The following is a 24057-nucleotide window of genomic DNA, read 5'->3' as shown; positions in this document are numbered from 1 at the left end:
GGCTCACCGCGCCAGGGTCGTCACCGCCATCGCCGTGGCGGACGCGCGGTTCTCGACGCCCATCTTCTCGAAAATCTGTTCGAGATGCTTGTTCACGGTGCGCGGGCTGATCTGCAGGATCTCGCTGACTTCGCGGTTCTGCTTGCCGCGGCTGATCCACAGCAGCACTTCGGATTCGCGCGAGGTCAGCCCGTGCTGCACCGCCAGCAGGCGCTTTTCCTTGCCCTCGTGCCGTTCGGACAGGCGGAAGACCCATTGGTCGGACCCCGTGCAGCGCAGGAATCCGGCTTCCAGCGTGCCTTCGTCGGTCTCCATCGTCAGGCGCGCGCCCGGCGCCGGTCGGGTCGCCTGCAGGCGGCGGATGCTCGACCGCAGAGGTTCCGGCAGCCGGCCCGGCGCGGACGGGCGACTGGGGAACAGCCGCTCGAGCATCTCGCTCGCGGCCGGTGTCAGCCAGCGTGGCTCGCCCGCGCTGTCGACCGCCAGCGCCGGCCGACCGCTCATGTCGAGCGCCATCTGGCTGCCGTGCGCGATGCGCGCGGTAGCAAGGTGGACGCGGATCCGCGCGAGCAGTTCGTCGATCACGATCGGCTTGCTGACGAAATCGATTGCACCGGCATCGAGCCCGCGGACGACGTGCTCGGTATCGGTCAGCCCGGTCATGAAGATGATCGGCAGATGCTGGAAGGCGGGATCGGCCTTGATCCGCTCGGTCGCGCCGAACCCGTCGAGATTGGGCATGACGGCGTCCATCAGGATCATGTCGGGGATCGTGTGCTTGAGGAGGTCGAGCGCGGTGAGCCCGTCGATCGCGATCAGCACGGTCATCCCGGCCTGTTCGAGCGTGCTGGTCAGGAAGCGCAGCGCGTCGGGCGTGTCGTCGACGACCAGGATGACCGGCCGGGGCGGTTCGGGGGGCTCAGTGCGTGACATGGTCGATGGTCTTCTGCAGCGAGCGGAGGTCGAAATCGTCCAGCTGGCGCCGGAGCAGCGCGACCAGCGGCGCGGCGGTCGGCAACGCCTGGTCGAGATCATCGATGGCGCTCTGCATCCCGCGCACATGCCCCGCCCTGGCGCAATCGCGCAACCGGTCGAGGAACGGACCGGCCGCGGCTGGCAGGGGCATGGCGGCGGGCAGGGGCACCGGCTCCGGCGAGGCGGCGACGCCGGTATCGGCCCAGCGCAGGTCGAGCTGCGCGCCGATCAGCGCGACGAGCGCGTCGAGTTCGACCGGCTTGGTGACGAACGCGTCGTGGTTGCTGCGGCCGTCGCCGCCCGCGCGGAATTCATGCGCGTCGGCGGAGACCATGACGATCCGCAGCGACGATCCATGGGCTTCGCGCAGTCGCGCGGCGACCGCCCATCCGTCGAGACCGGGCATCTGGATGTCGAGGAGCACGATATCGGCCTGGATTCGCGCCGCCAGCGCGATGCCCTCCGCCCCGTTCGCCGCGACATGCACGACGAAGCCGAGGCCGCCGAGCAACGCGTGCAGGATGGCGCGCTGCGCTGGGTCGTCGTCGATCACCAGCACGTGACGGCGCGGGCCCTGATAGCCGGTGATGCGCGCGCCGGGGGTGACCGCGCGCGGCACGGACGCTGGCGTGGGGAGCATGACGCGGAAGCGGAAGACGCTGCCGACGCCCGGCGTACTGGTCACGCCGAGGTCACCGCCCAGCACGTTGGCGAGCACGCGGGTGATCGCCAGCCCCAGCCCGATGCCGGGCTGCAATTGCGCCTCGGCCGAGCTGCCGCGATCGAACGGGGCGAACACGCGTTCGAGATCGTCGGGCGCGATACCGATCCCCGTATCGCTGACCGCGATGTCGGCGACCTGGCTGCGGTAGCGAACCGACAGCGTGACGCCACCGGTCTGCGTATATTTGATCGCGTTCGAGACGAGGTTGATCAGGATCTGGCGCAGCCTTTTCTCGTCCGCCTTGACTTGGTCGGGCAGCCGGTCGGCAACCACGAGCGTCAGGTCGAGGCCCTTGGCAGCGGCCTGCGCGCGGAACATGTCGACGACCTGGTCGAGCAGGCTGCGGATGTCGACGATGTCCGAGCGGATCGTCATCACGCCGCTCTCGATCCGCGAGATTTCGAGCAGGCCCTCGACGAGATTGGTGACGTGTTCGGCCGAGCGGCGGATGATCGTGCCCGCCTCCGCGCCCGACATCGCGTCGTCGCGCTCGAGCAGCTGCGCATAGCCGTAGATGACGTTCAGCGGCGAGCGGATCTCGTGGCTGACCGCCACGAGATAGCGCGTCTTCGCCTCGTTCGCGGCTTCGGCACTGGCCTTGGCGCGCTGCAGGTCGGCGATCGTCGGTGCTGGGGGGGGCTCGTCCGGGGTCATGAGCCCCCCGGGCGAGACAGCGTCTCGATATAGGCGCGCCAGCCGCCGAGTGCGGTGATGTCGGCCGCGCCCTCGATCGCGCGGGGTTCGGCGACGAAGCCCTTCACGGTCGAGCCGTCCGCAAGCGTGACCGAGCCGATCGCCAGCGGTGCCGGCACCTCGACCACGAAGCTGCCGAATGCGGCGACGTCGAGTTCATAGACCTCGACCGCGATTGCCGCACCGCCGGCGTCGTGGATCAGCGCGGGCTTGGGGGGCGTAGAATTGGCGATCGCGTAGAGCCTGTAGGTCGGTGCGGTGGTGGTGCTGGCAACGAGACGCGCACCCCGCGAGGTAAGCTGCCAATGCAGCGGCATGCCGTCGAGATGGGCACCGACGACGGCGAGCTTTACGGTTTCCATGAGATCCTCGGTGGTCAGGGGCGGGGGAGGGGGAAGGTCGGCCGCCGCGAGATAGGCTTCGCCCGCGTCGAGCAGCGCGCGGTCGGTCCAGGCGGGCGCGATCAGCGTGATGCCGAAGCCGGTGCGGTTGTCGCGCCACCCGGCGGGGAGCGCCAGCGCGGCCATGTCGAGCAGGTTCACGAAATTGGTATAGAGGCCGAGATTGCTGTTCAGCGCGATCGGCGCGGCGCGCATCTCGGCGATGCGGTAGATCGTCGGCGTGGTCGGCAGCGCGAGCAGGTCGATGTCCTGCCACATCGCGTCGGCGATGCGCTGCAGCGCGGCGAGGCGGTACTGGCCCTCGAACACCTCCATGCCGCTGACCGAGCGGCCGTCCTCCAGGATCGCGCAGACCACCGGGTCGATCGCTTCGGGATGGTCGTCGAGCAGCGGTCGCGCGGCGGCGGTCCGCTCGGCGACCCAGGGGCCACCGTAGAGCAGCATCGCGGTCTCGCGCAGCGGCGTCATGTCGATGTCGACCAGTTCGGCGCCATCGGCTGCGAACGTCGCCAGTGCCTGCTCGTACAGGTGTTCGGCGGCGGCATCGCCGAGGAAGAGGCGCTGGTCGGGACGGGGCACGCCGATCCGGCGCGGGGTGACGGGGCGGTCCTCCCGGGGACGGGAGTAAGGATCGGCGGCGTCGAAGCCGGCGACCGCCGCGTCGACCGCGCGCGCATCGGCAGTGCTGTGCGCGAGCACGGTGATGCAATCGAGCGTGCGGCAGGCGGGGACGAGGCCGGTGGTGCTCCAGCGGCCCTTGGTAGGCTTCATGCCCACCAGCCCGTTGAACGCGGCGGGGACGCGGCCCGATCCTGCGGTATCGGTGCCGAGCGCGAACGCGACGAGTCCCGCTGCGACCGCGACCGCCGAGCCCGAGCTCGATCCGCCGCTGACATAGGCACGGTTGAACACGCAGGCGGGCGCGCCATAGGGGCTACGCGTGCCGTTGAGCCCGGTCGCGAACTGGTCGAGATTGGTCTTGCCCATCGGAATCGCGCCGGCCGCAATAAGGCGTTCGACCACTTCCGCCGATGCGACCGGGATATAGGCAAAGTCGGGACAGGCGGCCGTGGTCGGTACGCCGGCAAGGTCGATATTGTCCTTGATCGCGAACGGCACGCCCGCGAGCGGCAGGACTTCGCCCGCCGCGACCCGTGCGTCGACGGCCCGCGCGGACGCGATCACGTCGGCGTCGGCGATGCGGGTGATCCACACCGCCGGCTGGATCGCTGCATAGGCCTCGATCCGCGCCAGCGCTTCGCGGGCGATGGTCACCGCATCGGTGCGCTCGGCCGAGACGGCAGCGGCGATTGCGCCGGCTTCGAACAGGTCCGTCATGCCACCTCCACCGCCAGCATAGCGCCGCCCGGCGCCAGCGGCTGTTTTTCCTGCACGTAGATGCGGCGCACGGTGCCGGTGACCGGGCTGGTCACGGGCGATTCCATCTTCATGGCCTCGATCACCGCGATCGTCTCGCCTGCGGTGACGCTCGCGCCCTCGGCGACGAGCAGCTTCCACAGGCTGCCGCCGAAGGGGGCTTCGACGAGTTCGCACTTGTCGGGCAGGTCGATCTCCGCGACCGCGGCGCCGGCGCTCGCGTCTTCGGTCAGCGCGGCGACCCGGTCGAACTCGCCGTTGCGCTCCCAGTCGGCGCGCTCCTCGTCGAACGCGGCCTGGCGCTGCGTCTGGAAGGCCGTGATCGACGGCGCGTTCTCGGCAAGGAAGGCGCGGTATTCGGAGAGGCGGAACACCTCCTCCTCGATGCGGATCGCCCGCCTGCCGAGCGGGAAGTCGCGCCGCCATTCGGTCAACTCGTCATGGCTGACCGGGAAGAAGCGGATCCGGTCGAAGAAGCGCAGCAGCCACGGCTTGCCGTCGCGGAACGCGTCGGTCTGGCGCCAGGCGTTCCACACCTGGATGGTGCGGCCGAACAGCTGGTACCCGCCAGGGCCCTCCATGCCATAGATGCACATATAGGCGCCGCCGATCCCGACGACGTTGGGCGGGGTCCAGGTGCGTGCGGGATTGTATTTGGTGGTGACGAGCCGGTGGCGCGGATCGATCGGCGTCGCCACCGGCGCGCCGAGATAGACGTCGCCGAGGCCCATCACGAGATACTCGGCATCGAACACGATCCGCTGGACGTCGTCGATGCTGTCGAGGCCGTTCACGCGGCGGATGAATTCGATGTTATCGGGGCACCAGGGCGCGTCGTCGCGCACCGACTCGATGTATTTGTCGATCGTCTGGTAGATCGCGGGGTCTTTCCACGACAGCGGCAGATGGACGACGCGAGATGGAATCTCGAAATCGTCGAGGCCTCCGAGCCGTTCCTCGGCATCGGTAAGTGCGTCGAGCAGTGCGGCCTGGCTCAGCTGGCGGCTGTCGTAGTGTATCTGCAGCGAGCGGATGCCCGGCGTGACGTCGATGATGCCCGGCAGGCCCATCGTGTCGATCTCGAGCATCAGGGCATGGACGCGCAACCGCAGCTCGAGGTCGAGCATGATCGGGCCGTATTCGACGAGCAGGTTGCGGTCGCCCTGCTGGCGGTAGGTGACGGCGGGACGCACGCCCTGCGCGTCGATCGCGCGCAGGATCGGCGAGCCGAGATGGTCGGGGGCTTTGGCGACGGGCGCGCCTGCCAGCGTCGCGACGAGGCGGTCCTGGGCCTGCTCCGCGGCGACCGCGGTCGCGTTGTCGATCGGTGCGAAGCGGACGGTGTCGCCCGGGGCGAACTGGCCGACCTTCCACAAATCCGCCTGCGCCACGACGAACGGGCAGACGAAGCCGCCGAGCGAGGGGCCGTCGGGGCCGAGGATGATCGGCATGTCGCCGGTGAAATCGACCGCGCCGATCGCATAGGCGTTGTCGTGGATGTTCGACGGGTGGAGCCCCGCCTCGCCGCCGTCCTGTCGCGCCCATTGCGGCTTGGGACCGAGCAGGCGGACGCCGGTGCGGTTCGAGTTGTAATGCACCTTCCACGCGGTCTCACGCAGCATGGCGATGTCGTCGGGCGTGAAGAAATCGGGCGCCCCGTGCGGGCCGTAGAGCACGGCGAGCGTCCAGTCGCGGCTGATCGCGGGCTGGTCGGCCGGCGCGAGTGCCGCGGTCGGCGCCGATGCGGGGTCGATGCGCGAAAGGTGCAGCGTGTCGCCGGTCATCACCGCGCGCCCGGCATGACCGCCGAACTCGCCCAATGTGAACGCGCTGCGGCTGCCGAGGAACAAAGGCACGTCGAGCCCGCCCGCGACCGCGATATAGCCGCGCATGCCGCCTCCGGTGACGCGGCCGATCTTGAGCGTCTGGCCGGCGGCTATGTCGACGGGCGCGTAGCTGTTCACCGACTTGCCATCGAGCGTCGCGCCGAAATCGGCACCCGTCAGGCAGAGGCGCGTGGCGACGTTGAAGAACAGGGTCGGGCCGGCGGCGGTGATCTCGAGCCCCGCGGCGTCCTCGTCGTTACCGAGCAGTCGGTTGCCGAGGCGGAATGCGAGCGCGTCCATCGGCCCCGAGGGCGGCACGCCGACGTCCCAGAGACCGAGGCGACCGGGATAATCCTGTACCGTGGTCGAGGCGCCGCCAGCGAGCACGCGGATCGTCCGCGGCGTGTAGGCGATATCAGCGAGCGCGCGCGTCGACACCGCGCCGCTGGTGAAGACGTCCGAGCGAACCACGGTGCGCAGCCAGTCGAGGTTGGTCTCGATCCCGGCAATCGTGGTGTGGTCCAGGGCGTCCTGGATCGCCGCCACCGCCGCTTCGCGGGTGGGGGCGGTGACGATCAGCTTGGCGAGCATCGGGTCGTACCAGGCGGAGACTTCGGTGCCGGCAGCGATCCAGCTGTCGACGCGCGGGCCTTGCGGGAAGGACACGCCGACAAGGCGGCCCGAGCTCGGGCGATAATCCTGCGCGGGATCCTCGGCATAGAGGCGGACCTGGATCGACGCGCCTTCGGGCTTCGCCTCGAAGCCGTCGAGGAAGGCGAAGTCGCCCGCCGCGCCGCGGACCATCCATTCGACCAGGTCGACGCCGGTCACCTGCTCCGTAATGCCGTGTTCGACCTGCAGCCGGGTGTTCACTTCGAGGAAGAAGAAATCGTCGCGTTCGGAATCGTAGAGGAACTCGACGGTCCCCGCCGACAGATAGTGCGCGGCGCTGGTGAGGCGGACGGCGGCGTTGATCAGCGCCTGGCGCGTGGCGGCGGGGAGCAGGGGGGCGGGAGTTTCTTCCACCACCTTCTGGTTGCGCCGCTGGAGCGAGCAATCGCGTTCGCCGAGCGCGACGACATGGCCAGCGCCGTCGCCGAACACCTGCACCTCGATATGGCGAGCGCGCGCGACATAGCGTTCGAGGAACACGCCGCCGTCGCCGAAATTGCCTGCACCGAGCCGCGCGACGGTGGCGAAGCCCTCGCGGATGTCGGCCTCGTCGGCGCACACCTTCATGCCGATGCCGCCGCCGCCGGCGGTCGCCTTGAGGATCACGGGATAGCCGATCCCGGCCGCCGCCTCGACCGCCGCGGCCTCGTCGCGGAGCAGGTCGGTGCCGGGGGCGAGCGGCACGCCCTGAGCGGCAGCGAGATCGCGCGCGGTGTGCTTCAGGCCGAACGCGCGGATATTGTCGGGGGTCGGGCCGATGAAGGCGATACCGCGCGCGGCGCACGCCTCTGCGAAGGCGGTGTTCTCGGATAGGAAACCATAGCCCGGGTGGATTGCCTGCGCGCCGGTCGCCTCGGCGGCAGCGAGGATCGCGTCGACGTTCAGATAGCTTTCCGCTGCGGGGGCGGGGCCGATGCGGACAGCCTCGTCGGCCTGCGCGACATGCGCGGAGCCCGCGTCGGCGTCGCTGAATACCGCGACCGAACCGACGCCCATCGCCTTCAGCGTGCGGATGATGCGGCAGGCGATCGCGCCGCGGTTGGCGATCAGGACTTTCGTGAACATCACGATGCCACCAGCATGCGGACGGGGGTCGGGTTAAAGCCGTTGCACGGGTTGTTGATCTGCGGGCAGTTCGAGACGACGACGATCACGTCCATCTCGGCGCGCAGATCGACGGTCAGGCCGGGCGCGGAAATGCCGTCGACGATGCCGAGCGTCCCGTCGGCTTCGACCGGCACGTTCATGAAGAAGTTGATGTTCGACACCATGTCGCGCTTGCCGCGGCCGGCGCGGACGTTGGCGTCGAGGAAATTGTCGACGCAGCTATGCTGCGACTTGGTGTGATGGCCGTAGCGGAGCGTGTTGGACTCGCACGAGCACGCGCCGCCGATCGTGTCGTGATAGGCGACGTTGGTGCCGGTGATCGTCATCATCGGCCGGCCTTCGTTCGATAGCAGCACCGCGCCCGTCCGCAGGAACAGGTTGGCCTGCGCGGCGATCGTGTCCTGCGCGCTGTAGCGCTCGGAATCGTCGGCGGCGGCGTAGAGCAGGAAGTCGACCGCCTGGTTGCCCTCGAGGTCGATGATGCGCAGGGTTTCGCCCGCGGCGATGCGGTGCATCCACGGCGAGCGGGCGGGAACGGTCTCGTCGTGGCGGATGGTGCCGGGAAGCGTCATATCGGTCATCTCTTCAGCGCGCATACAGATCTTCGGTGTTGAGGAAGGCGCGCAGGCCCTCCGGCGTCGCGGTGCGGATCGCGTCGTCTTCCGATGCCGGTGCGCCGCGCCACGCAGTCGCGCGCAACGGCGTGACGGTGAAGGCGGGCCGCGCGTCGAGCACGTGCGGGCAGTTGGCGATCACGACGATCAGCTCCATCTCGGCACGCAGCAGCAGCGTGCGGCCGGGCGCGAAGGGGCCGATCTGGGGATCGGTCGATCCGTCCTCGGCGATGCGGACGCCCTTGAACCAGTTGACGCACGGGTGGACGTCCTTGCGGCCGAGCCCGTGCTTGGCGACACCGAGCATGAAGCGATCGCGCGCGTTGGGCTGGGGGCCGTAATTCTTGCCGCTGCCATAGAGCCGCGTGTTCGATGCTTCGTTGGACGCGCCGCAGAACGCGTCGTGCGTGCCGGCATCGTCCTCGAGGATCGTCATCATCACGCGGCCCATGTCGGACAGCAGCAGCCGGCCGGCGCCGAGATAGCCGTTCCACTGCACCTTGAGCGTGTCGGCGACGTTCAGCCGCTCGGTCGGCGTCTCGGCGTTGAAGACCAGCATCGACGCGCAGGCGTCGCCCGCGAGATCGACGAGCCGCAGCCGCGTGCCGCGCGCGATGCGGCGCGAGGCATAGCCGGCGGGCGCGATCGTCTCTTCCCAGACGATGTCGCCGGGCGCGTCGGATGCGGCGGCGGGGAGGGTGGGCATCGCCTCGACCCGGGTGCCCGTCATCGCGCGGGCGTGGTCGCGGGCGCCGAACGGATCGGCGGTGCTGGTGGTCATGCGAGATCTTTCTGTAGAAGGTCGGCGAGCGCCTCGGCAGAGGGGGCTTCGGCGGAGGGTGTCGCGGTCTTGCGGTCGAGCGGCAGGTCGTAGGTGACCGCCGCGCCGAACCGGTGCGGCGCGTGCGGATCGGTGCGGCGCTTGTCGAAGGCGAGCACGCGCGTGCCGAGCTTGAACGCCTCGCCGATGTCGTGCGTCACCATGACGATGGTCAGCCCGTGTTCGGCCCATAGCCGGGTGATGAGCGCGTGCATGTCGAGGCGGATACCGGGGTCGAGCGCGCCGAACGGCTCGTCGAGCAACAGGATGCGCGGATGTTTGACCAGCGCCTGCGCGATCGCGAGCCGTTGCTGCATCCCACCCGACATCTGCGCGGGGTAGACGTCGAGGCTGTGTTCGAGCCCGACCGCGGTCAGCATCTCGATCGCGGTGTCGCGCGCCGCGCGCCGCTGCGCACCGAACAGCCGGGCGGCGAACGGCGCCTGCGCACATTCGATCCCGAACATCACGTTGCGGAGTGCGGTGAGGTGCGGGAACACCGAGTAACGCTGGAACACGACGCCGCGATCGGGGCCGCAGGCGGCGCGCATCGGTACGCCGTCGAGCAGCAACTGGCCGCGCGTCGGCGCCTCCTGGCCGAGGATCAGGCGGAGGAAGGTGCTCTTGCCCGCGCCCGACGGACCGACCACCGCGACGAAGCTGCGCTCGGCGATCGACAGCGAGACGCGCTCGAGCACGATCTTCTCGCCATATTCGACCCACACGTTGCGGAGTTCGAGAAGCGGGGTCATCGGCCGGCCCCGTGCGCCCAGGGGAAGCCGCGCCGGCTGATCCACAGCAGCAGCGCATCCGCCGTGATCGCGAGCAGCGAGATCCACGCGACGTAGGGGAGGATGATGTCCATCGCGAAATAGCGGCGGACCAGGAAGATGCGGTAGCCGAGCCCGACATCGGACGCGACCGCCTCCGCGGTGATCAGGAACACCCAGGCGGGGCCCATCGAGAGCCGCAGCGCCTCGATCAGCCGGGGCAACAGCTGGGGCAGCGCGACGCGGATCGTCATCTGCCAGCTGTTCGCGCCCAGCGTTTGCGCCTTGGTGAACTGCTCGGCGGGGAGGCCGGCGACGAAGTTGGTCAGGTCGCGCGTCATGAACGGCGCGATGCCGATCGCGATCAGCGCGATCTTGGACGCCTCGTCGAGGCCCAGCACGATGAACAGGATCGGCAGTACCGCGACGGGCGGGATGACGGCGATCACCGCGATGGTCGGCCCGAGGATCGCACGGGCGAGCGGCATGACACCGAGCAGGAGCCCGAGCACCAGCGCGGTCACGGTCGCGATCGCAAGCCCGATGCCGAGGCGATAGAGGCTCGCGAGCGTATCGGCGACAAGGATGATCTGGTCGGTGTTCGGATCGCGATCCGTCGTGAACGCGCGGATCGCGTCGGCCATCGCCGAGAAGGTCGGCAGCACCTTGTCGGCCGGGTTCTCGAGATGGCGCGCTTCGGACGCGAGCAGGTAGACGAGCAGCAGCACGACGATCGGCAGCGCACCCAGCAACAGCCTCGTGCCGCGCTGGAGCCGGATATCGACCAGCCGCGTCACCGCGCTGGTCCTGTATCAGTATGGATCGGCAGCAGGTTCATCTTCGTCCCAAGTTGGGCGGCCCGCAGGCACGCCGCGCCATTCGTCGGAACCGGTGGTCCGACGTCGTTCCCTCGTCCTCGTCCGCGCGAGGCTAGAGCTTCCCGTCCGCTGCCATCTTCATGTAGCTCGGGTCGAACCGCAGCTTCACGTTCTTCTGGTCGCCGAGCGCCTTGCCGCCGGCGAAGCTGATGCCGATCGCGTCGACCGACTTGGCGCCGGGTCCGAACAGGCCGTGCGCGAAGCTGAAGCGGCGGACGCGGTCGGTAACCGTGATCAGGTCCGGATTCTCGGCATAGGCGACGGCATCCTTCGCGGTGGCGTAGAGATGCGTCGTCTTGAGCTGGTCGTCGAAACTGGCCGGGGTCGTGCCCGCCGCCTTGGCCATCGCGGCGCGCGCGGCCTTGCCCGCGGAGTCGTCGCGCGCGATGATCGCCATCGTCTCGTACCAGATGCCGGCGAGCGCCTTGCCGAGGTTCGGATTGGCCTTCAGCGTCTCGGTGCTGACGTTCATCGTGTCGAGGATCTCGTTGGGGATCTTCGAACTGTCGAACACCTGCGTAGCCCCGGGCTCGGCGCGGATCGTCGCGAGCTGGGGGTTCCAGGTCGCCACCGCGTTGACGCCGGGCGAGGCGAATGCGCCGACGATATCGGCGTCGCCGGTGTTCACCGTCTTCACGTCGGCGAGCGTCATCCCGCTCTGCTCGAGCCCGCGCGCGAGCAGGAAGTGCGACACCGACAGCTCGACGAGCTTGACCGAGCGACCCTTGATGTCGGCCATCGTCCGGCCGTTCTTGAGCACGACGCCGTCATTGCCGTTCGAATAGTCGCCGATCAGCAGGACCGTGGTGTCCTTGCCGCCCGCCGCCGGGATGGTCAGCGCGTCCATCGTCGTGGCGACGACGCCGTCCAGCTTGCCCGCGGCGTACTGGTTCACCGACTCCACATAGTCGTTGACCTGGACCAGGCGGATATCGATTCCGTATTTGTCGGCCCATTTCTTCACGATGCCGGTCTGCTGGGCATAGGCCCAAGGCATCCAGCCCGTATAGATCGACCAACCGATCTTGAACTCCGTCCTGGCGGTGCCGGCGTCCGCGTTGGCGGACCCCGCCGGCTTGCTGCCGCAGGCGTTGAGCGACAGCAAGACGGCTACCGCGCCGATGCTGGTGAGCCACGGTCGACCCCGCATTCCGTGTCCCCTTCGTTGCGATCGGCCAATCGACTGCGCCGGAAAGCGCGGTGTCGGACCGGATCAAGCCGATTACCGGGGCAGAACCCCTTGCCCGAACGGTGCCCCGCACTGCGTCATTGATGAAGGCGTAAAATGGTGATGCAAGGCATAGGTAAAATCTATGCCTTGCTCTGTGCACGGTGGCGGCGGAGCACTTCGTCGAGGAACAACTGGGTCGCGGTGTCCCGCGAGGGTTCGGCGCGGGCGAGCAGGAAGATGTCGTAGGACGGCTCCGCATCCGCATGGAGCAGGGGCCACAGGCGTCCCTTCGCGACGGCGTCCGCCGCGGAGAGTACCGGCAGGAAGCCGATGCCTACGCCCAGCGCGATCAGCCGGCTCGCCTCATTGATATCCTCGGCGAGCCCGTTGACCTTCGTCCCGAGATGATAGCGGCGGCGCAGTCGGGTGATCGTGTCGAGTTCGTCGTCGCCGGTCAGGACGAAGCCCTCGTCCTTCAATTCGCCCAGACGCGCGACGCGGTGCCCGAACAGCGGGTGGCTGCGCGAACAATAGACCTGCTGGCGCTCGACGAAGAGCGGTTCGTAGACCAGCCCGCCGCGGACGTTGCTGTCATAGCCGACCCCGATCTCGGCCTCGCCATGTTCGAGCGCGTCGAGCACCGCGCGCCATGGCGAGACGCGGATCTCGATGTGGATGTTGGGATTGCGGCGGTGGAAGCTCGCAATCGCGTCGTCGAACTCGCGCGACGTGACCGCGGAGATGAGCTGGATGCGGACGACGCCCTCGATCCGCTTGGTCGCCTGCGCGATCTGGTGCGGCACCATCCGCGCCGCCTCGAGCATGTCCTCGCACAGGCCGAGCAGCGCGGTGCCCGCGGCGGTCATCTCGACGCCCGTCGAGGAGCGGTTGAGCAGCTGGACCCCGACCTGGTCCTCGAGCCGCTTGAGCGCGGCGCTGATGCTCGGTTGCTGCTTGTTGAGCTTGCGCGCCGCCGCGCCGATGCCGCCCGCGCGGACGATCTCGACGAAGGTGCGCAGCAGGTTCCAGTCGACGCGGCTGGCGAACGTCTTGTCGGGCAGCATCGCGTGGTCGTCCAAAGCTGCGCCTTTCCTGTGGTGTTCGCGGCACCTTTAGCCGCGCACCCCAAGCACGCAACGCCTAGGCGCGCGCGGCACGCGTCCCAGAGGGCGAGCCTTCACCAGCTCGGCGGGATCCAGTCGAAGGCGTGGACCGCGGAATAGCCGGTCCAGCGTTTGCACAGGCGCTCCAGCGGCCAGAAGAGCAGGCCGCCAAATGCCAGGCCCGGGATGAAGCCGAGTATGAAGACGCCGAAGCTCGCATCCGCGGAGGTCTGGCCTGCGATCTTCTGCGCGATGCCGACGCCGAGCAGGATGCCGCCGAACAGCAGCACAAGCTCGATCGCGACGAAGACGAGCAGCAGCGCGCCTTTCCACAGCGGCTCGGGCTGCTGGCGACGTGCCCGCTCCGCCTCGCGCGCGGCTACCCGCTGGTCGCGGACGCGTTCGCGCTGGACCACGGTCAGGATACGATCGAAGCGCTGGCGCCGGATCGCGAGAAAGACGCCCAGCATGACCGCGACGACGGCAAAGACGATGTAGAAGCCCGCGGGCTGCTGCGTGCCGATCGCGGCCATGAACAGCAGGAACAGCACGAGGACGACGATCGTCGAATACTCGGGCTGCATCGACGCGTCGGGATCGCGTGCCGGCAGTTCGGGCGGCCGATGTGCCAGCGCCCGCGTCGGGGCGTCGGCGTGATGGCGGAGCGAGCCGTAGAGGGCAAAGGCGACCAGCGACAGGGCAACGCCGAAGACGATCGCGTGGGAGGCATTGCCCGCCCCCGGCAGCAGGCGTTCGAGCAGCAGCCAGGCCAGGGCGCCGAACGCGACCAGCGCGACGCCGTGCAGGACGATCGCGCGCACGCCGTTGCGCATGAACGCGGCATATTCGTCGTCGGACACGCGGATCGCGGGACCATGGCCGTAGCGACGGAACAGCCAGTCGCGGTCGACGCGTTCGAACTGCGGGGGCAGCCCGGCGAACCGGTCGATGCCGGCACGGCGATGCAGGCGGCGGAACTCGGACGAGGTCGGCATCATGCTCTCCTATCTGTCTGTCAGTGTCGGCCCCGCTCGGCAGCAAGGCTCTCGCGCACGCGCCTCAGCGCGACGCTCTCGGGGTCGTGCTGGCCCATCGCCGCCCAGGACCCGGTGATCGCGAAACTGCAATGACCGTGGACGGTCGCGACGAGCGAGCGCGCGAAGGTCCCGAGCGTCGCATCCACGGGCCGGCCGAGTGCGCCGGCCACCTCCGCCGCGACGATCAGCATCAGCCGCCCCCGCGTCGCCTCCTGTTCGGCCGTCAACGTCTCGCATGCCGGCCGGTGGTCGTAGATTGCCGCCCAGCGGTGCGGGTTGTCGCGCGCGAACGCGAAATAGCCGGTAACCAGGGCCGCGATCCGGTCCTCGCCGGCGGTGTCGAGGCTCGCGGTCAGCGTGTCCGCCCAGTCGGCGAACGTCGCGGTGTTGATCGCGGTCAGCAGGCCATCGACATTGCCGAAGACGTTGTGGATCGTCCCGATCGTATAGCCGATGCGCTTGGCGACCTCGCGCGCGGAGAAGGCGGCGAACCCCTTTTCGGCCATGAGCGCGGTACCCGCGTCGAGAATCAACGCGCGCAGTTCGTCGCGGCTATGGTCGGATCGTCTGCCCATGATACGGCGTCGGCTTTCGTTGGGGATGCGGGTTGTGGGGAGGTGGGCCAAGTGGCCGTCGCCCGCGGGCGACGACCACGCCATGAGCACTCTGGGTCAGCCGACGCGGCTGAAAAGGCGTCCGCTGCGGGGGCTGGTGTCGCTGGTCGCGTCATAGCTTTCCAGCCGAGTCACCAGCCCGCTCTCGCCCCGCGTGATACGGAAGAGGCGGGTGCCCGACACGCCGCGGCCGGGATCGGTCGGACGCAGCTTGAACAGCTTGATGATGACCGTACCCATTTCGGGCGTGGCGGTGCATTTCCAGTGTCGATCGGTCTGGTATCCCTCGGCGTCGATGCGGCAGCCGGTCGAACCGGCGCTGGGCCCGAGCGTCAAGGTATGCGTCACGAAGATCGCGACCCCGTCGCGGCCCTCGCCGCCGATCCGGCCGAGCGCCTCTTCCCATACGAACTTGCCGTACCAGCCGGAAAGCGGGGCCGCCGACGCCGGCGCGGCGGCGAGGAGGGCGGCAGCGCCGAGCGCGGCGAGCGAGGTGATCGTCTTCAACATGGTATGTCTCCCGTTGCTTGGGGTTGGAACGTTTCGGAAGCGATTCGGCTTCACCGCGTGTGGAGGGGCATGCGACCGGTCAGCGGCTGCACCGCATAATCGCTCCCACCGCGGGGCGACGGCCACATCGTGACGCGGAACCGCTGCTTGGCGGCGCAGGCATTGAGCGTCCAGATCTCGGCATGGCCGCCGCGCGCCGTGAAGCTGCCCGGGACGACGCGCATGTCGGCCGAGAAGATGAAGCTGCATCCGCCCGTCGCCTTGGAATAGCGGGCGATGTCGGACAGCACGTCGGCGGCCAGCCGCGGGCTGGCAAGGGTGCGGCCGGTGGTGGTGAGGTCGTAGGCGGCGGCGGGCTGGCTGGCGACACCGGCCGCTGCGACGATCGCTGCTGCGATCAGGGTCATGCGCTTCATCGTCGTTCTCCTGTTTGCCGATCCGGTCGAGGATCGCCGATGCGACCGGTCCTGGCCGCGAAGAGGTAATTACGCAGCGCTCAATTAACGGTAAATGAACAGCGATCAATTAATCGGAATTGGCTGTCGTATCAGGCGGTCGATACGGTTCGGGAACGATTCCGGGACGTTGCGCGTCCTTCGTTCCTGCGAATGGGAGAGTAGGCCATGTCCTTCTGCAACCAATGTGGCACCGAGCTGCCGGTCGGCGCGAACTTCTGTACGAACTGCGGCGCTGCCGTCACCATCGCCACGGCCGGGGCCGACCGGCGCGCGTCGGATCCGGGCGCACCCATCGGTGATCGGTCGCCACAATCCGACTTTCCGACCCGTGCCGCACCCGCCCAGCCGATCGTGGCGGGTGCACGCGGGGCGGGCTGGATCCTGCCTGCGCTGGTCGCGGTGGCGGTCCTGATCATCGGCTATCTGCTGCTGACGCCCAAGGCGACGGATCGGGCAGAGCGGGGCGGCGCGGCCGTCGCCGCGGCGGACGGGGAGGGCACAAGGGAGCGTGCGGGCGCCGATCGCCGCGCGGTCGACGACGCGTCCGACGCTGCGTCGGTCGCGGGCGCCAATACGCGCGCCGGCGCCAGCGTGTCGGCAGCCGTGCTCGACTCGGCGTTCAACAGCGATCCGGCGGGCGCGGCGTTGCGCTATCCCGGGCCGGTCCGCGTATCGGGAACGATCGCGACGATGGTCCAGCCGGGCCGCACCCCGTCGCTCTCGCTGGAAGGGCGGACGCGGTTCAATTTCATGATCGTCGAATTCCCCGAAGGCTATCGCACGCGCCTCGCGCCGCTCGCCAAGGGCCAGTTCGTCAGCGTCGCCTGCGACCAGGTCCGCGCGCTGGGCGGTACGACGATCCTGTCGGGGTGCCTGCTGACCTGAGCGTCAGCGGGTCCAGCGGCGACGCAGTCGATCGATCCAGAGGACCGGGTAGACTGCAATGACTGCGCCGAGCCCCCAGGCGATCAGGAAGCCTTCGCCGATTTTCGGGTTGTACCCGCGGGCAGCGAGCGAGGGCGCGAGCTTCTCCGCCACCAGCGACGTGATCACCACGCCGATCGCGGCTTCCAGCCAGAGCAGCAGACCCGACAGCAGGCAGCCACCCGCGCGTGCGTTCAAGGATCGGGCGGGTGGAACGGGGGCTGGCGGGCGGGTCATCTGGTGCATCCCGGGGTTGGTCCAGCGCCAACGATATCAGCACCATGCGGGTGATCCCAGCACGGGCTTTCGGTTGAAAACCGGGGAGCCGGCTGGCACGCTCGGCGCCATCGATCCGGGAGAGACGCGATGGACGCGGTACGGCGCTACGGCTGGTTCTATTTCATCGGGTTCATGGCGGTCGTCGCGATCGGCTATGTCCCCGCGTTCCACGATCCCGACGGCAATCTGTTCGGCCTGTTCAAGCTCGACCTGTACGACGACAGCCTGCACTTCTTCTCGGGTGTCTGGGCGGGCGTCGCGGCGTGGTGGTCGCGTGACGCGGCGCGCACCTATTTCCGCCTGTTCGGTCCGCTCTATTTCGCCGACGGGGTGATGGGCCTGTTCCTGGGCAGCGGGTATCTCGACGGCGGCATCTTCCTGTACGGGCCGATCCGGCAGTCGCTCTACGCGCACGTGTTCGCCAACCTGCCGCACCTGCTGATCGGCGGGCTGGCGATCTGGGTCGGATACCGGCTCGCCGCCCGACCCGTCCCGGCGATCGCATGAAGCGTCGCTGGCGCCTGCTCGCTGGCCTGGGGACGATCGTCGGCCTGCTGGTGGTCGTGCCGGTCGCCAGTATCGAACTCGGCTGCCGCGCGACGCCGGTCGCCGCAACAGCGGTCGCCAGCCCGATCCCGATGGACCAGCGCCGGCCCGAGGCGCGGACGTGGCTGACCTATCCCGAATGGCACATCGTCTATTCGGCCGAGAGCCTCGGCCGCTATCTCGCAAAGGGCGGGCGGCCGAGCGGGTACGACTATGGCGCCGACGTCGCCGGGTTCTGGCAAAGCTATTGCGCGATCAACCGGATCGCGGGCGCGCGCCCCGGCGCGTCCGACGCCAAGCTGATGATCTCGATCATCGGGATCAGCTTCACCGTCGAGATGGCGGTTAAGGCGGGATGGGAGGCCACCGTCGGGCGCGTGACCGAATGGCTGGGCGGGTGGCACAGCCCCGAGGACCGCTACGCCGCCGGCGTGCAGCAACGCTATGGTGCGTTCATGCACGAGGTGCCGTGGTACGGGTTCGACTTCGCCGGTACGCTTGCCGGGATGTGGCGGGCGCACGGACCCTGGTCGATCGTCCGACGGCCCGAGCGGCGGATCGCGCTCTCGGCAGAGTACGGCGTCAAGGCGGTGTATGCGAAGGGCATCGGCGCGATGGCGGCGATCCAGCCGGACGCGACCAGCCTGCTTATGATCGTCGCCGCGGCACCGGCGGAGGTCAGGGCGGTCGATCAGAGACTGAGCGTGGTGGCGACGGGGCAGGGTCGCACGCTGGTCCGCGCGCCGCGCTATGCGCAGTTCACCGACCTGCTGGGAAAGCTGGCGGACCGGGGTATCCGGGTCACGGATATTGCCGGGAATCGCACCATCTTCATGACTATGCGGGCGCCGACGCGCGCGGTTCCGCGGACGGCGACGATCGCGATGCCGCTCGGCGACCGGGCGGGCTGGTCGCGCTACGGCGTGACGGTGCCGGTCAGGGCGCTGACCGACCGGATCGCGGCCGCGCGGAAGGCGGGTGCCGAGATCGAGCATGTCTATGATTACTAGGATAGCGCGGGGCGTCGCGCGCGTCGCGCTCGTGCTCGGCCTGTGGACGCTGGTGATGGTCGCGATGCCGTTCGTCGGGAGTGCAGGGCGCCAGGTCGCGGTGATCGGCGACGGCGCCGCGGCGGTGCGGACGATCGCGGCGGCGGGCGGTACCGTCGTCGAGATCCGCCGCGGCGCGACGCTCGCGCGGTCGGACCATCGGGGCTTCGTCGCGGGGCTCTATGCCGAGGGCGCGCCGCTGGTGATCGAGGGGCGGATCGCCGCGGGCTGCTTCGCGAAGGCCGGGGCGTAGCGCGCATACCAGGTGTTGCTGAACACGCCGTCCGGATCCCAGCCGCGTTTCGCGGCGAAGAACGCGCCGATCTCGGGATAGGCGCGTTCGAGCTGCTCAGGCGTATAGTGAAGCTGATAGGGCAGGAAGAAGCGCCCGCCCTCCCGATTGGTCAGGTCGATCAGGTCGCTGGTCAGCTGCCGCATCCGCTCCGTCCCCGCCGCGGTCGTCGGCTGGTTGAGATAGAGCACCACCGAAAAGGCGGGCGCCGGGGCATAGGACAGCGCATTGTCCTCCACGCCCACCGCGCGGATCGAGGCGTTGACGACGTTGGCGTCCTGCGCGCGGAAGATGCCGCGCATGCCGTCGATGAACGGTACGATCCGGTCCCGCGGCACGAAATATTCGTGGAGGATGTCGGTCTCGCCGGGCAGGTCGTTGAAGAGGTAGGCGACCGAATCGTGCATCGGGTCGTTGCGCGCGACCAGGCATGCCTCGCCCGACCCCTGGGCCTGCGCGCGGGTGACGGTGCAGGTCTCGATGCGATGCTCGATGTTCTTCTCGCTCCACCATTTGAGCGATTTGAACAGGTCGTTCTTCTTGGCGAGGTTGACGGTGAGGCGGCGGACCTTGGTCGAGGCGACCTCGCCGAGCGGCGCGCGCAGCAGCGCCTGGTCTTCGGGAAAGCGGCGATATTGATAGACCAGGGCCTCTTCGAGCAGCGTCTTCGGCGCGGTCGACAGGTGGACGTAGCTGAGGCCGACGCTGGGATCGGCGGCGATCCGCGCGAACGTCGCCGGGAAGGCGCGATAGTCGATCAGCTGGCGTTCGGAGCGGTAGATGTCGTTCGGCACGACATCGAGCACCGCGGACAGGATGACGCCGAACAGGCCGTAGCCGCCGACGACATAGCGGAAGAGATCGGCGTTCTCGGTGCGCGACGCCGTGACGATCCGTCCATCGGCGAGCATGAGGCGGACGCTGCGGAGCGAGCCCATCACCGCGCCTGCCTGATGATCCATCCCGTGCGCGTTGACCGAGATCGACCCGCCGACCGAGAAGATGTCGGTCGACTGCATCGCCTTGACCGCGAAGCGCGGATGCACCGCCTGCTGGATCGCGTGCCAGGTCGCGCCGCCGCCGACGGTGACGGTCCGCGCGGCCTCGTCGAGCCGGATCGCCTGCATCCCGCGCATGTCGAGCACGATGCCGCCCGCGCGGAACGCCTGGCCTCCCATCGAATGCTTCACCCCCGCCGCCGAGACGGGAAGGCGGTGCGCGCGGGCATAGGCGAGCGCGGTCGCGACATCGGCTTCGCTGCGCGGGCGCACCACGCCGGCCACCGCGGTGCGGCTGAGGCAGCTCGCGTCGTTGACCGTGCCGCCACGTTGCGACCAGCGCGGCTCGGCCACCGTCGCCGTCGTCGAGGCCGCTAGAGCGGGCAGGGGCGGCAGGATATCGGTGCAGTCCTTGGGCCCTGTCGGCTCGGCGAGCAGCGGCGCGACGTAGAGCGTCCCCGCACCCGCGACCAGCGCCAGACCCGAGACGCCGACCAGCAGATATTTGCTTCGAGACATGGGACCCCCGCCTTCTGCACGCTGATCGCCCATGACCCGTCGAGGACGGCCGCGTCGATCACGGCGTCGATGCTAACCCGCTGAACAGAGGCATGCAAACCGTGCCTGGCTGACCATCGCCCGCCATTGCCGGATGCTACGGATAAGGTGGTCCGGGTGGGAGCGATCCCATAAGCGCCGATGGCGGCTTGACCGAGAGGGGCAGCGGTAATGCCTTAGTGCGCGAATTGGCCATGCCGGAGGGTCTTGACTGGATGACCAGCGGCCCTAAGGTACCGCTATCAATTGCTTGCTGAAGACAAGCGGGGTCGGGAGTTGGACGGTTTGGCGCCTTAGCTTTCAGTACATATCGAACCGGCGCGCTCGGCGCACGGGAGCCTGACGCACATACCGACCCATCGACCGAAAATAACGCACCCTCGCCGCAACGTCGGCGAGGTCCAGAGAGGATCCTGATCATGACACCTTGTAAAATGGTACCTCGCCTGACCCGCGCGACCCTGTTGTGCGCGACGACCATGGCAGCGCTGTGCGCGACGATGGCGACGGCGCAGACGATACCGCCGACGCAGGACCCGTCGCCGCCCGTCGCTCAGGATTCCGCGCCCGCTGCAACCAACCCCGCCGCAATCGACCCCGCCGCTGGGCCCTCGACCTCGCCCGGCGCCGACCAGGTCCCGGGGACGATCGACGCCACCGACGATGCCGACATCGTCGTTACCGGCTATCGCTCGAGCCTGGCCAAGTCGACCGACGCCAAGCGCGCGTCGACCGGGTTCACCGATTCGATCTTCGCCGAGGATATCGGCAAGTTCCCCGACACCAACATTGCCGAAAGCTTCAACCGCATTCCCGGCATCACCATCACGCGTGATGTCACCGGCGAGGGCACGAACGTCGCGATCCGCGGGCTGGGATCGAACTTCACCAACGTGACCCTCAACGGTGCGACGATCGCCGTCGCCTCGTCGGGCGCGACCGACGCGCAGGGCACCGACCGCTCGGTCGACCTGAGCTTCTTCCCGACCGACCTGTTCACCAAGCTGACGGTCAACAAGAGCTATACCGCCGATCTGCTGGAGGGCGGCGCGGCCGGCAACATCGATCTCCGGTCGGCGCGGCCGTTCGATCGCGCGACCGGGTTCCTGGCGTACAACGTCCAGGGTACCAAGCAGTCGCCCGAGGACCGGATCGGCGCCCGAGGCTCGCTCATTGGCAGCTGGCGGAACGATACGTTCGGTATCCTGGCGGGTGTCTCCGCACAGCGTCTGTTCACCGATACGCGCGGGTTCGAGACGATCGGCTATACCAATCCGGCGCTGACCGCGGCGCAGTGTGGTGCGGCGTCGGGGTGCAACACGACCGGCGGCGGCAACTGGACGATCCCCGCGGTGGTCCCGGCGGGCGCGGGCGCGGGGCTGGTGGCGGGGACGCCGATCACCAGCGCGTTCCTGCTCGCGAACAATCCGGGTGCGACGATCCAGCAGATCGACAACGCGCTGTTGCCGCGGCTCGGGCGCACGACCAGCATCCGCGGCCCGCGCGACCGCATCAACGCGATCGTCAGCGCCGAATGGCAGCCGACCGACACGCTGCATTTCTATGTCGACGGCCTGTACGGCTACAAGAAGAACGAGCTCATCCGCGAGAACATGGCGTGGATCGTCCGCAACGGCGCGATCATCCCGACCAAACTGACGTTCGACAAGGCGGATTGCACGGTCGGCTGCGTCGTCACCGGCGGCACCTTCGCCAACGCGCAGTTCTTCAACGAATTCCGCCCCTATACCGAGACGACGAAGCTGTTCAGCATCAATCCCGGTGGCGAATGGGAGATTTCGGAGAAGCTCAAGCTCAACCTGCAGGGCAATTACGCGCGCTCGACCTTCCACCGCGAAAGCCCCTCGGTCGGCCTGACCACCCCGCTGGGCGTCGGCAACACGGTGACCTATAGCAACACCGGTAGCGGCATCCCGACGATCACGAGCGGGCTGGACCTCAACGACCCGAAGAATTTCGGGTGGAACGCCGGCAGCCGCGTGAACATCCAGGACGAACGCCGGCTCAACACGAGCAAGGGCGCGCGCGGCGACCTGACCTGGGGCGGCAAGGCGCTCAACCTGAAGGTCGGCGGCGCGTTCGACGACGTATCTCGCCGAATCCAAGGCTTCGACAACAGCCAGGCCTGGCAGAATGCGGTCTGCGGCAACAACCCCAGCGTGTTCGTCGCGTCGCCCAACTCGCAGCCGCCGTGCGAGGGCCTTAACGCGCCGGGCCGAGTGCCGGCCGGCTACCCGACCTATCCGGGCTATGGCACCGGATCGACCGCCGGCATGGCCGGTCCGGTCACTTATGGCGGGTCGTTGATCCCCAACGCGGCGGCGCCGACCTATCTCAAGCCCGGCCCGGCCGGGTTCGTGACCGTCGACTGGCCCGCCTTTGCCGCTGCCAGCAACTACAAGCTGTTCCACGACTCCGCACCCGAGAGCGGCGGCGCGAACACCGGGGCCAGCGGCGGCACGATCCGCGAGGTCGTGAAGTCGGCCTTCGCGACGGTGAACGGCGAACAGGAGCTCGGTGGCAACCTGCTGCGCTTCAACATCGGCCTGCGCTACGTCAACACGATCCAGACGATCACCGGTCGGGTCTCGTTGCCGGATCCGCGCAACACCACGAGCACGGGAGCGTCGCTGCCGGATGGCAGCCGCTACCCGAACATCGTGAACATCGTGCAGACGCGCAACGAATATTCGGAATGGCTGCCCGCCGCGACGTTCGCCTACGACGTCAGCGAACATGCCGTGGTCCGCGTCGCGGGTTCGCGCACGATGACACGTCCGGATCCGTCCGCGCAGCTGCCCGGCGTCAGCTTCGGCGCACCCTCGGCCGATCAGGCGAACATCGGCAATCCGGCGCTCGAGCCCTATCTCTCGACCAATCTCGACCTCGGGTTCGAATATTATACCGGTCGTGAAGGCGTCGTCAGCTTCAACGCGTTCCGCAAGTCGATCGAGGGCTTTACCAACACCTTCATCAGCACGGTGCCGTTCTCGAACCTGGCGCAGTACGGGATCACGTACGACACGCTGAACCCGACGCAGCAGATCGCGATCAACTCGCGCGGCGGCCCAGGCGCGGCGCAGGTGCAGGTCACGTCGCAGGTCAACGTCCCCAACAAGCTGACGATCAACGGCCTCGAATTCCAGTGGGTCCAGCCGCTCGACTTCCTGACCAAGATGATCGGCGTGACCGGGTTCGGCTTCAACGCGAACGCGACGATCGTCGATCAGCGCAGCGACGGCCCGGCACAGGCGTTCGGCGTGGCGCCGTTCACCTACAACATCACCGGTTATTACGAGAAGAACGGCGTGATGCTGCGGGTGTCGACGACGTCGCGCGACGGATCGCAGAACAGCGGCGCGGCGCAGAACGGCATTCCGGCGGCGGCGTTGTACGGCACCGACTATACGACGTACGACTTCTCGTCGTCGTTCGATCTCGACAAGATCCTCGGCGTGAAGAACGCGCCGCAGCTGACGATCAACGTCGCGAACTTCACCAACGCGACGCTGCGGTCGTACTTCCAGTTCGAGAACGCGACGTTCACGCAGTACAAGCCGGGGCGCCAGTTCCTGATCGGCCTCCGCGGCACCTTCTAGTCGAGCCGACGGGGCGGTCCTGACCCGGCCGCCCCGTCAGG

General features: G+C 68.5%; 21 protein-coding genes. 5 read left to right on the top strand and 16 right to left on the bottom strand.

All coding sequences use genetic code 11. From position 1 onward, the window contains the following. Positions 1-3 precede the first annotated feature (3 nt). The 14 genes from FSB78_RS08945 to FSB78_RS08880 all read right to left on the bottom strand — a co-directional run bounded on the left by FSB78_RS08945 (position 4) and on the right by FSB78_RS08880 (position 15708). Positions 4-933, bottom strand: coding sequence for a response regulator transcription factor (locus FSB78_RS08945; RefSeq protein ID WP_147081978.1), 930 nt, complete (start codon positions 931-933; stop codon positions 4-6). Continuing rightward, the gene (locus FSB78_RS08940) at positions 920-2353 is read right to left on the bottom strand and encodes an ATP-binding response regulator (protein WP_147081976.1); all 1434 of its coding nucleotides are present in this window, start codon (positions 2351-2353) and stop codon (positions 920-922) included. Before FSB78_RS08940 ends, FSB78_RS08945 begins: the two co-directional genes overlap by 14 nt. After that, on the bottom strand, positions 2350-4131 hold the full coding sequence (gene atzF / locus FSB78_RS08935; RefSeq protein ID WP_147081974.1) for an allophanate hydrolase: 1782 nt from the start codon (positions 4129-4131) through the stop codon (positions 2350-2352). Before atzF ends, FSB78_RS08940 begins: the two co-directional genes overlap by 4 nt. After that, the gene (gene uca, locus FSB78_RS08930) at positions 4128-7733 is read right to left on the bottom strand and encodes an urea carboxylase (RefSeq protein ID WP_147081972.1); all 3606 of its coding nucleotides are present in this window, start codon (positions 7731-7733) and stop codon (positions 4128-4130) included. Before uca ends, atzF begins: the two co-directional genes overlap by 4 nt. Further along, a complete protein-coding gene (locus FSB78_RS08925; protein ID WP_147081970.1) occupies positions 7733-8356 on the bottom strand; it encodes an urea amidolyase associated protein UAAP2 in 624 nt (207 codons plus the stop codon). Before FSB78_RS08925 ends, uca begins: the two co-directional genes overlap by 1 nt. A gap of 4 nt (positions 8357-8360) precedes the next feature. After that, on the bottom strand, positions 8361-9170 hold the full coding sequence (locus FSB78_RS08920) for an urea amidolyase associated protein UAAP1 (protein ID WP_147081968.1): 810 nt from the start codon (positions 9168-9170) through the stop codon (positions 8361-8363). Continuing rightward, positions 9167-9961 (bottom strand): ABC transporter ATP-binding protein, encoded by a 795-nt coding sequence (locus tag FSB78_RS08915; RefSeq protein ID WP_147081966.1) that lies wholly within the window; start codon positions 9959-9961, stop codon positions 9167-9169. Before FSB78_RS08915 ends, FSB78_RS08920 begins: the two co-directional genes overlap by 4 nt. Continuing rightward, positions 9958-10776 (bottom strand): ABC transporter permease, encoded by an 819-nt coding sequence (locus FSB78_RS08910; RefSeq protein ID WP_147081964.1) that lies wholly within the window; start codon positions 10774-10776, stop codon positions 9958-9960. Before FSB78_RS08910 ends, FSB78_RS08915 begins: the two co-directional genes overlap by 4 nt. A 133-nt stretch (positions 10777-10909) precedes the next feature. Next, positions 10910-12007, bottom strand: coding sequence for a putative urea ABC transporter substrate-binding protein (locus FSB78_RS08905; RefSeq protein WP_147081962.1), 1098 nt, complete (start codon positions 12005-12007; stop codon positions 10910-10912). Positions 12008-12168: 161 nt separating this feature from the next. Next, positions 12169-13092 carry a LysR family transcriptional regulator gene (locus FSB78_RS08900; protein WP_199743265.1) on the bottom strand — a complete coding sequence of 308 codons (924 nt, stop codon included), beginning with the start codon at positions 13090-13092 and terminating at the stop codon, positions 12169-12171. Between the two features lie 113 nt (positions 13093-13205). Continuing rightward, on the bottom strand, positions 13206-14126 hold the full coding sequence (locus FSB78_RS08895; RefSeq protein WP_147081958.1) for an NAD(P)(+) transhydrogenase (Re/Si-specific) subunit beta: 921 nt from the start codon (positions 14124-14126) through the stop codon (positions 13206-13208). Between the two features lie 20 nt (positions 14127-14146). Further along, positions 14147-14743, bottom strand: a complete 597-nt coding sequence (locus tag FSB78_RS08890; protein ID WP_147081956.1) for a TetR/AcrR family transcriptional regulator — start codon at positions 14741-14743, stop codon at positions 14147-14149. 96 nt (positions 14744-14839) lie between these two features. Then, positions 14840-15292, bottom strand: a complete 453-nt coding sequence (locus FSB78_RS08885) for a DUF5991 domain-containing protein (RefSeq protein ID WP_147081953.1) — start codon at positions 15290-15292, stop codon at positions 14840-14842. Positions 15293-15342: 50 nt separating this feature from the next. Further along, positions 15343-15708, bottom strand: coding sequence for a hypothetical protein (locus tag FSB78_RS08880; RefSeq protein WP_147081951.1), 366 nt, complete (start codon positions 15706-15708; stop codon positions 15343-15345). 207 nt (positions 15709-15915) lie between these two features. Here FSB78_RS08880 and FSB78_RS08875 point away from each other — a divergent pair, with 207 nt between their 5' ends. Next, the gene (locus FSB78_RS08875) at positions 15916-16635 is read left to right on the top strand and encodes a zinc ribbon domain-containing protein (RefSeq protein WP_147081949.1); all 720 of its coding nucleotides are present in this window, start codon (positions 15916-15918) and stop codon (positions 16633-16635) included. A 3-nt stretch (positions 16636-16638) separates the two neighbouring features. On the opposite strand, the gene FSB78_RS08870 is transcribed toward FSB78_RS08875, so the two are convergent. Next, on the bottom strand, positions 16639-16872 hold the full coding sequence (locus tag FSB78_RS08870) for a hypothetical protein (protein ID WP_147081947.1): 234 nt from the start codon (positions 16870-16872) through the stop codon (positions 16639-16641). Positions 16873-17040: 168 nt separating this feature from the next. Between FSB78_RS08870 and FSB78_RS08865 the strand changes: the two genes are divergently transcribed. The 3 genes from FSB78_RS08865 to FSB78_RS08855 are packed head-to-tail and all read left to right on the top strand — an operon-like array spanning position 17041 to position 18801. Further along, positions 17041-17460 (top strand): DUF4383 domain-containing protein, encoded by a 420-nt coding sequence (locus FSB78_RS08865; protein ID WP_147081945.1) that lies wholly within the window; start codon positions 17041-17043, stop codon positions 17458-17460. After that, a complete protein-coding gene (locus tag FSB78_RS08860; RefSeq protein ID WP_147081943.1) occupies positions 17457-18509 on the top strand; it encodes a hypothetical protein in 1053 nt (350 codons plus the stop codon). Before FSB78_RS08865 ends, FSB78_RS08860 begins: the two co-directional genes overlap by 4 nt. Then, entirely contained in the window at positions 18493-18801 is a 309-nt protein-coding gene (locus FSB78_RS08855; RefSeq protein WP_242008141.1) for a hypothetical protein, read from the top strand. The genes FSB78_RS08860 and FSB78_RS08855 overlap by 17 nt, the downstream gene beginning before the upstream one ends. Here FSB78_RS08855 and FSB78_RS08850 read toward each other — a convergent pair. Further along, the gene (locus FSB78_RS08850; protein WP_147081941.1) at positions 18729-20357 is read right to left on the bottom strand and encodes an FAD-binding oxidoreductase; all 1629 of its coding nucleotides are present in this window, start codon (positions 20355-20357) and stop codon (positions 18729-18731) included. The two genes, FSB78_RS08855 and FSB78_RS08850, sit on opposite strands and share 73 nt — an antisense overlap. 473 nt (positions 20358-20830) lie before the next feature. Here FSB78_RS08850 and FSB78_RS08845 point away from each other — a divergent pair, with 473 nt between their 5' ends. After that, positions 20831-24016, top strand: coding sequence for a TonB-dependent receptor (locus FSB78_RS08845; RefSeq protein WP_242008140.1), 3186 nt, complete (start codon positions 20831-20833; stop codon positions 24014-24016). The last annotated feature ends 41 nt before the right edge of the window (positions 24017-24057 follow it).

Source organism: Sphingomonas ginsenosidivorax (assembly GCF_007995065.1).
Classification (GTDB): domain Bacteria; phylum Pseudomonadota; class Alphaproteobacteria; order Sphingomonadales; family Sphingomonadaceae; genus Sphingomonas; species Sphingomonas ginsenosidivorax.
The sequence above is the reverse complement of the archived record's forward strand: the minus strand, read 5'-3'. Positions and strand labels throughout refer to the sequence as shown.